Source organism: Luteimonas sp. 8-5, assembly GCF_029763755.1.
GTDB lineage: Bacteria > Pseudomonadota > Gammaproteobacteria > Xanthomonadales > Xanthomonadaceae > Cognatiluteimonas.
In genome coordinates this window covers 1-7,681 of record NZ_JARUVM010000146.1, presented here as the reverse complement: position 1 = coordinate 7,681, position 7,681 = coordinate 1, and the positions used below count along the sequence as shown (strand labels likewise).

The window sequence follows — 7,681 nt, the reverse complement described above, 5'->3', positions numbered from 1 at the left end:
GTCGCGACGTAGCCGACCACGCCACGCTGCCCGTAGTCGTGGCGCTCGACGTGCAGCCCGGCCAGTTCGCGCAGCGTGGACTGGGCACCGTCGGCGGCAATGGCGATGCGTGCCTGCAGCTGGCTGCCATCGTCGAGCCGCAGTCGTGCGACGTCGTCGCCGTCGGACGAGTCCAGCGCGACGACGCGCGCCGGCGCATGCACGCGCACGCCGGCCGCGTCGAGCGCGGCCCACGCACGATCGACCAGCAAGCCGTTCTCGACGATCCAGCCCAGTTCGCGCCGGCCGAATGCGTCGGCGTCGAAGGCGAGTTCTCCTCCTCCCGCTGCATCCCACACCCTCATGCGCCGGTACGGATGCAAGCGTGCCTTGCGCACTTCGGTCCACACACCCAGCGCATCGAGCAGGCCCGCGTTGTCGGCGGCCAGGGCGAACACGCGCAGGTCGGGATGGTCCGGGCGCCATGGCGCCGGCGTTGCGGCTTCGACCAGCACCACGTCCAGCCCCTGGCGCGCCAGCGCCAACGCACACGCGGTGCCGACCACGCCACCGCCGACGACCGCGACATCGACGCCCTGGCGGCGGTTCATGCGGCGTCCGCCCGGCACAGGCGCGGCACCTGGCCGCGATACCCCATTGCGCCGCCGACGAGCCAGGCCTGCAGCGCCGGCAGGCGCTGCGCAGCAAGCAGGCCGGCGCTGCGCGCGGGGCGCAGCAGCCGCTGCGGATTGGCGGTCAGGCGCGCAAGGCCGTCGGAGAAGGCCAGCGTACGCTGGCGGTCGTCTTGCCGGCGCCGCGCGTATTCAGCGAGCAGACCGGCACTGCCCGGATCGTCCGCACCCTCGATCAGCTCGGCCAGGGTCAGCGCATCGCGCAGGCCGAGATTGAAGCCCTGGGCCCCGACCGGGTGCAGGCTTTGCGCCGCATTGCCGACCAGTACCGCACGCGCCGCCGTTGTCGCGTGCGCGCAGGTACGCACCGCCGGATATCGGCTGCGCGGCCCGGATTCGAGGAATCGCCCGGCGCGCCAGCCGAAGGCATCCTGCAGCCGCGCCAGCCAACCGGCGTCGTCCAGGGCAGCGACAGCATCGGCCTCTTCGCGCGGCACGCCATGGACCACGCCGTAATGGCGATCGCCACGCGGCAACAGCGCCGTCGGACCGTCGTCACCGAAACGCTCCCATGCGTTGCCTTCCGGTGCCTGCGACGTGCGCACGCGGGCCACGAACAGCACCTGCCCGTAGTCGTGTTCATCGGCCCCGATACCCAGGCTCGCGCGCACGCCGCTGTGGCTGCCGTCGGCACCGACCAGCAGGCGCGCGGACAACACCATCCCGCCATCGCCGCCGTCGTCGACGCGGATCGTGCGCGAGTCGCTTGCGCCATCGTGCAGGCCCGCGAACCGCGCCGGGCGGTAGCGGGTCAGGCGGGTCAACGTCGCCAGGCGCGCTTCCAGTGCCTGTCCGAAGTCGCGCGCCACCACGACCTGGCCGAAGGCCTCGCGCCCGTAGTCGACGGCGTCGAGCCGGACCCGGCCGAAGTCGCCGTTGCGGCTGACGTGGATGCGCCGGATCGGCGCGGCCGGCATCTCCAGGCGCTGGATCACCCCCAGCGCGCGCAGCGCATTCACCGTCGCCTCGGCGAAGCTCAGGTTGCGCTGGTCGAACACCGCCGGCAGGGAGCCGGGCGGCGTCGCCTCGACCATCGCCACGTCGGCGCCGATGCGGTCCAGCGCGATGGCCAGGCTGGCGCCGACCAGCCCGCCCCCGACGATGACCACGTCGTGGTGGCCGGTCCTGGCGGGCGATGTGTGGGCGTGCTCACTCATGGCTGCGCTATGCTAACGGTTCCGGCCCGGCCGCTTGCATGAACATGATGACCCGACCCGCTTCCGATACCGTCTTCGCCCCCGGCCCCGTGGTGCTGGCCGCCCTGATCTTCGTGGCCGCGCTGTCGCGCCTGCTGCCGCATCCGCCGAATTTCTCGCCGGTCGAGGCGATCGCCCTGTTCGGCGGCGCGTACTTCGCTTCGCGGGCGTGGGCGCTGGCGGTGCCGATCGTGGCGATGCTGGCCTCCGACCTGGTCCTGGGCGCAATGATCGGCGGTGGTTACGCGACGTACCTGGGCGGCATCAGCTTCTGGACGGTCTATGCCTGCATCGCGCTGTCGACGGTGCTCGGCTTCGGCCTGCGCGGCAAGGCCAGCGCGCCGCGCGTGCTCGGCTACGGGCTGGCCGGCTCGGTACTGTTCTTCCTGGTCACCAACTTCGGCGCCTGGCTGGGTTCGCCGGCGTTCTATCCGCAGAACGCGGCAGGGCTGGCCGCCGCCTATGTCGCCGGCATCCCGTTCTTCAAGTGGACCGTCGTGGGCACGCTTGCCTACGCCGCGTTCCTGTTCGGCGGCTTCGCCCTGCTGCGCCGGCGCGTACCGGCGCTGCACGCGCAGACCGTCTAGGCGGGGCCCCGCCGTGGGCAACCGTCTCTCCAAAATCTATACCCGCACCGGCGACGACGGCAGTACCGGCCTCGGCGACGGGACGCGGGTGGCCAAGGACTCGGCGCGCGTCGCCGCCTATGGCACCGTCGACGAGGCGAACTCGGCGATCGGGCTGCTGCTGGCCGCATCGGTGCCCGAGCCGATCCGCGACCTGCTGACCACGATCCAGCACCAGCTGTTCGACCTCGGCGGCGAGCTGTGCATTCCCGGCCACGCCGCGGTCCACGATGCCGACATCGATGCGCTGGAGGCGGCGCTGGACCATTACACCGCCGACCTGCCGCCGCTGCGCGAGTTCATCCTGCCCGGCGGTGGCGACGCTGCGGCCCGGTGCCACGTCGCCCGCACCGTGGTGCGTCGCGCGGAACGTGAAACGGTTTCCCTGGCAAGGCTCGAGGATGTGCGGCCGCAGCCGGTCCGCTATCTCAACCGGCTGTCGGACCTGCTGTTCGTGCTGGCGCGCGTGCTCGCGCGGGCCGACGGCCATGGCGAAGTCACCTGGAAACACGAACGGCGCAAGGCGCGGCCGCTCCCGTGATGCGACGGATCCCCAGGCTCTCGCCACTGCCGGCCTGCATCGTCCTGGCATTGGCCGCCGCGCCGACCCCGGCCCACGCCGACGACGAGCGACCGGAAGACTGGAAGCTGTGCCCGGTGCAGGACACGATCCCCGCGTTCGCCAACACCGGCACCTCCGCGGTCACCGGCGGCGCGCGCGTCGACCTGCCCACCAACATCGAAGGCGACCAGCTCACCGGCACGGAGGCGGCGCCGCAGTTCGAGGGCAACGTTTCGCTCAGCCGCGGCGACCAGTTCCTGGGCACCGACAAGCTGGTGTTCGACAGCGAAACCGGCACCTACGTGGCCACCGGCAGCGTGCGCTACCAGGACTCCGGCATGCGCGTGGTCGCCGACCGCGCCGAAGGCAACCAGGAAAGCGACAGCCACGACCTGCAGAACGTGCGCTACCAGCTGGTATCGCGGCGCGGCAACGGCGGCGCCAGCCACATCGCCATGCAGGGTGCGCGGGGCTCGCTCTACGACGCCACCTACTCCACCTGCCCGCCGGAAGACCGCAACTGGGAACTGCGCGCGCAGCGCATCGACGTCGATACCGACTCGGGCATGGGCATCGCCCGCAACGCGACCCTGCGGGTAGGCAAGGTGCCGGTGCTGTACGTGCCGTGGTTTCCCTTCCCGGTCGACAACCGGCGCCGCACCGGCCTGCTGTATCCGGGCATCGGCTCGTCCGGCCGCAACGGTTTCGACTGGCGCCAGCCGATCTACCTGAACCTGGCGCCGCACTACGACGCAACGATCACCCCGCGCTACATGAGCAAGCGCGGCCTGCAGCTCGGCGGCGAGTTCCGCTACCTCACCAGCGGTGGCGGCGGCACGCTCGACTTCGCCTACCTGCCTTCCGACGACCTGGTGTCGCGCGAGCGCGCCGAGGAAGACGCCGAGTTCCTCGCCCATGGCTATCCGCTGGAGAACCGCCGCAAGGAAGACCGCGCGCGCTTCGGTTTCGAGGGCACTCAGTCCGTGGCGGACGGCTGGCAGGCACGCGCCAACCTGAACTGGATCAGCGACCCGCGCTACCTCGAGGATTTCAGCAGCAACGTCGAAGGCCTGGCGCCGTACTCGCTGTACAGCAACATCGGTGTCTACGGCCATGGCCGCTACTGGGAGGCCGGGATCATGGCCGACCACCAGCAGCTGGCCGACTACACCCTGGACGAAAAGATCCTGCCCCACGACCGCCTGCCGCGCGGATACGTGCACTGGCAACGCCCGCTGCGGAACTGGCTGTCGGCCGGCGTCGACGGCGAAGCCGTGCGCTTCCACCACCCCGAGCGCCCGGGCGGCAGCCGCTTGGACCTGAAGCCCTGGGTGAGCCTGCCGTTGCAGGGCAACAGCTGGTTCATGACCCCGAAGCTGGCGTGGCGCTACACCGGCTACCAGCTCGACGACGCCCTGGTCCCGGGCGCCGGCGATGCGTCGCCGAGCCGCAGCCTGCCCATCGTCTCGTTCGACGCCGGCGTGTTCTTCGACCGCAGCACCACGATCGGCGGCACCAGCTTCCTGCAGACGCTGGAACCGCGCCTGTACTACCTCAACGTTCCCTACCGCGAACAGGATCACCTGCCGCTGTTCGATACCCGGCCGATGACCTTCAGCTGGGGCCAGCTGTTCCGCGACAACCGCGACACCGGCGCCGACCGGCAGACCGACGCCAACCAGCTGACGGTGGCCATCTCCACGCGCCTGTTGCGCCAGTCCGACGGACGCGAGAAGTTCTCCGCGAGCATCGGCCAGATCCGCTATTTCGACGAGTCCCGGGTCACGGTGCCCGGCGAAGTGCCGGTGGAACGCGGCAAGTCGGCCTGGGTCGGCGACGCTAGCTGGTCGATCAACGACCGCTGGAGCATCGGCGGCTCCTACCAGTGGGACCCCAAGTTCCGGCGCAAGGACCTGGCCAGCGTCCGCACCCGCTACCTGATCGGCGATGACGGCATCGCCAACTTCAGCTACCGCTACCGGCGCGACCTGCTCGAACAGGTGGACTTCAACTTCCTGTATCCGATCAACCGGGCCTGGAGCCTGGTCGGGCGCTATTACTACTCGACGCACGACAACCAGCTGCTGGAAGGGCTGGCCGGCGTGCAGTGGGACAGCTGCTGCATGGCGGCGCGCGTGGTGCTGCGCCGATACCTCCACAACCGGCTCGGCGACCTGGGCAATTCGGTCCAGTTCGAACTGGAACTGAAGGGCCTGGGCTCGGCCGGTCCGGACACGGAGAGCCGCCTGCGCCGTGCTATCCTCGGCTATTACCGCGAGGACCTCTACCTCGTGCCGCCGTCGCCCGCCAGCGGCGATGCCGACGCCACCCTCCCCGACCCCATGCCATGAACCGACTGACCGCCAGCCTCTTCGCCGTCGCCGTCGCCAGCCTCTGCTGGATGCTGCCGGCCGCCCCGGCCCAAGCCCAGCAGCCGATGCAGCCGCTGGACACCATCGTCGCCGTGGTCGACGACGACGTGATCCTCCGCTCCGAGCTGGACATCGCCCTGGCCAACATCGAAAGCCAGTTCGAAGGACGCCGCGACCAGCTGCCGCCGCGCGACATCTTCGAACGCCAGGTGCTGGAACGCCTGATCCTGACCAAGCTCCAGGTCGGCCGCGCGGCCAGCATGGGCATCCGCGTGAGCGACGCCGAACTGGACGGAGCCATCGTCGACATCGCCGCGCAGAACAACATGACGCCGGCCCAGCTCGTGACCCAGATCTCCGCCGACGGCATGACCGCCGCCGACCTGCGCGCCTCGGTGCGCGACGAGATCACCCTGCAGCGGCTGCGGCAGAGCTTCGCCCAGAGCCAGATCAGCGTCACCGAAGGCGAAGTCGATGCGGCCATGGCGAACGAGGCCAGCGGCAACCAGTACCACCTGGCGCACATCCTGATCGGCGTCGCGGAAGGCTCGACCCCCGACCAGATCGCATCCGCGCAGGCGCGCGCCGAGCAACTCACGGCGCAGCTCGAGGCGGGCGCAATCGAATTCCAGGCCGCGGCGGTGCGCTACTCCGCCCGCCCCACCGCGCTGGAAGGCGGCGACCTGGGCTGGCGCAGCATCGACGAGATCCCGCCCGCGTTCGCGCGGATCATCGCCGGCATGCAGCCGGGCGAGATCTTCGGGCCGATGCGCGCGCCCACGGGCTTCCAGCTGGTCAAGCTGGTCGAGAGCCGGACCGGGGCCAGCAACACGCCCGTCGCGGTGACCCAGTTCCAGGCGCGCCACATCCTGATCCGGCCCGGGGAGGACGGCGAGGCTGCGGCCAGGGCCAAGGTCGAGACCCTGCGTGCGCGCATCGCCGGCGGTGCCGATTTCGCCGAACTCGCCCAGCAGAATTCGCAGGACGAGGCCAGCGCCGACCGCGGCGGCTCGCTGGGATGGTTCGCACAGGACGGCTATGGCGCGGACTTCGGCGCCCAGGTCGCGGCCCTGAAGGATGGCGAGGTCTCCGCGCCGTTCAGGACCGCGGCAGGCTGGCACATCGTCAAGCGCGAAGGCTCGCGCGAGGTCGCCGCCACGGACGAGAACGCGCGCCAGCGCGCACGCGCCACCATCGGCCAGCGCAAGCTGGAGCAGGAATGGGACCGCTACCTGCGCGAACTGCGCGGCGAAGCCTACGTCGACATCCGCCTGCCGGCGGCCAGCGGCAGCTGAGATGCCGCGCCCGAGGCTGGCGCTGGTTCCGGGCGAGCCGGCCGGCGTCGGACCGGAGTTGTGCGTACGCGCGATCCAGCACGAGCACGGCGCCAACCTGACCGCGTTCGGCGACGGCCGCAGCCTGCTGGCCGCGGCCGCCGCCCTGCAACTGCCCCTGGCCTTCGCGCCGCCTGGCGCCGACAGCCGCCCCGGCGTGCTGCCCCTGGTCGAGATCCCGGCCGCGGTCGCCACCCGTTTCGGCGCGCCCGAGCCCGGCAATGCCGCCAGCACCATCGCCGCGCTCGAACAGGCCGGTGCGGCCTGCCTGCGCGGCGATTTCCAGGGCATGGCGACCGGCCCGGTGCACAAGGCCGCGATCAATGCCGGCGGCATCGCCTACACCGGCACGACCGGCCTGCTGGCCGCCCAGGCCGGATGCGACGTGGTGATGATGCTGGCCAACGACGTCGTGCGGGTGGCGCTGGCCACCACCCACCTGCCGTTGCGCGAGGTCCCCGACGCGATCACTGCCGACGGCCTGGCCGGCACCCTGCGCATCCTGCACGCTTCGCTGCGCCATGACTTCGGCATCGACGCGCCGCGGATCGCAGTGCTGGGCCTCAACCCGCATGCGGGCGAGGACGGCAACCTCGGGCGCGAGGAACTGGACGTCATCGCCCCGGTGCTGTCGGCACTGCGGGCCGGAGGCATGGACCTGCACGGACCGCTGCCGGCCGATACCGCTTTCCTGCCGGCGAAGCTGGCGCAATGCGACGCGGTGCTGGCGATGTACCACGACCAGGGCTTGCCGGTGCTCAAGTACAGCGGTTTCGAGCAGGCCGTGAACCTCACCCTGGGCCTGCCCTATCCGCGCGTGGCGGTCGACCACGGCACCGCGCTGGACCTGGCCGGCAGCGGTCGCGCCGACCCGTCCAGCCTGCTGGCGGCGATCCGCACCTGCGCGATGCTCGCACGGG

The 7,681-nt window shown here is 71.1% G+C and carries 7 protein-coding genes; 5 read left to right on the top strand and 2 right to left on the bottom strand.

The window, feature by feature from the left end; translation table 11 throughout:
- On the bottom strand, window positions 1-590 hold a 590-nt coding region (locus tag QAA18_RS12180), incomplete at its 3' end, for an FAD-dependent oxidoreductase (protein WP_279413289.1).
- A complete protein-coding gene (gene ubiH, locus QAA18_RS12175) occupies window positions 587-1,828 on the bottom strand; it encodes a 2-octaprenyl-6-methoxyphenyl hydroxylase (protein WP_279413288.1) in 1,242 nt (413 codons plus the stop codon). The genes ubiH and QAA18_RS12180, both read right to left, overlap by 4 nt.
- Before the next feature lie 47 nt (window positions 1,829-1,875).
- Here ubiH and QAA18_RS12170 point away from each other — a divergent pair, with 47 nt between their 5' ends.
- The 5 genes from QAA18_RS12170 to pdxA form a co-directional block, all read left to right on the top strand.
- Window positions 1,876-2,454, top strand: a complete 579-nt coding sequence (locus QAA18_RS12170) for a DUF6580 family putative transport protein (RefSeq protein ID WP_279413286.1) — start codon at window positions 1,876-1,878, stop codon at window positions 2,452-2,454.
- A gap of 13 nt (window positions 2,455-2,467) precedes the next feature.
- Window positions 2,468-3,034 carry a cob(I)yrinic acid a,c-diamide adenosyltransferase gene (locus QAA18_RS12165; RefSeq protein ID WP_279413284.1) on the top strand — a complete coding sequence of 189 codons (567 nt, stop codon included), beginning with the start codon at window positions 2,468-2,470 and terminating at the stop codon, window positions 3,032-3,034.
- The gene (gene lptD / locus QAA18_RS12160; RefSeq protein ID WP_279413282.1) at window positions 3,034-5,406 is read left to right on the top strand and encodes an LPS assembly protein LptD; all 2,373 of its coding nucleotides are present in this window, start codon (window positions 3,034-3,036) and stop codon (window positions 5,404-5,406) included. Before QAA18_RS12165 ends, lptD begins: the two co-directional genes overlap by 1 nt.
- A complete protein-coding gene (locus QAA18_RS12155; RefSeq protein WP_279413280.1) occupies window positions 5,403-6,722 on the top strand; it encodes a peptidylprolyl isomerase in 1,320 nt (439 codons plus the stop codon). Before lptD ends, QAA18_RS12155 begins: the two co-directional genes overlap by 4 nt.
- A gap of 1 nt (window position 6,723) precedes the next feature.
- Window positions 6,724-7,681 (top strand): 4-hydroxythreonine-4-phosphate dehydrogenase PdxA (pdxA, locus tag QAA18_RS12150; RefSeq protein WP_279413278.1); only part of this gene is annotated, 958 nt, incomplete at its 3' end.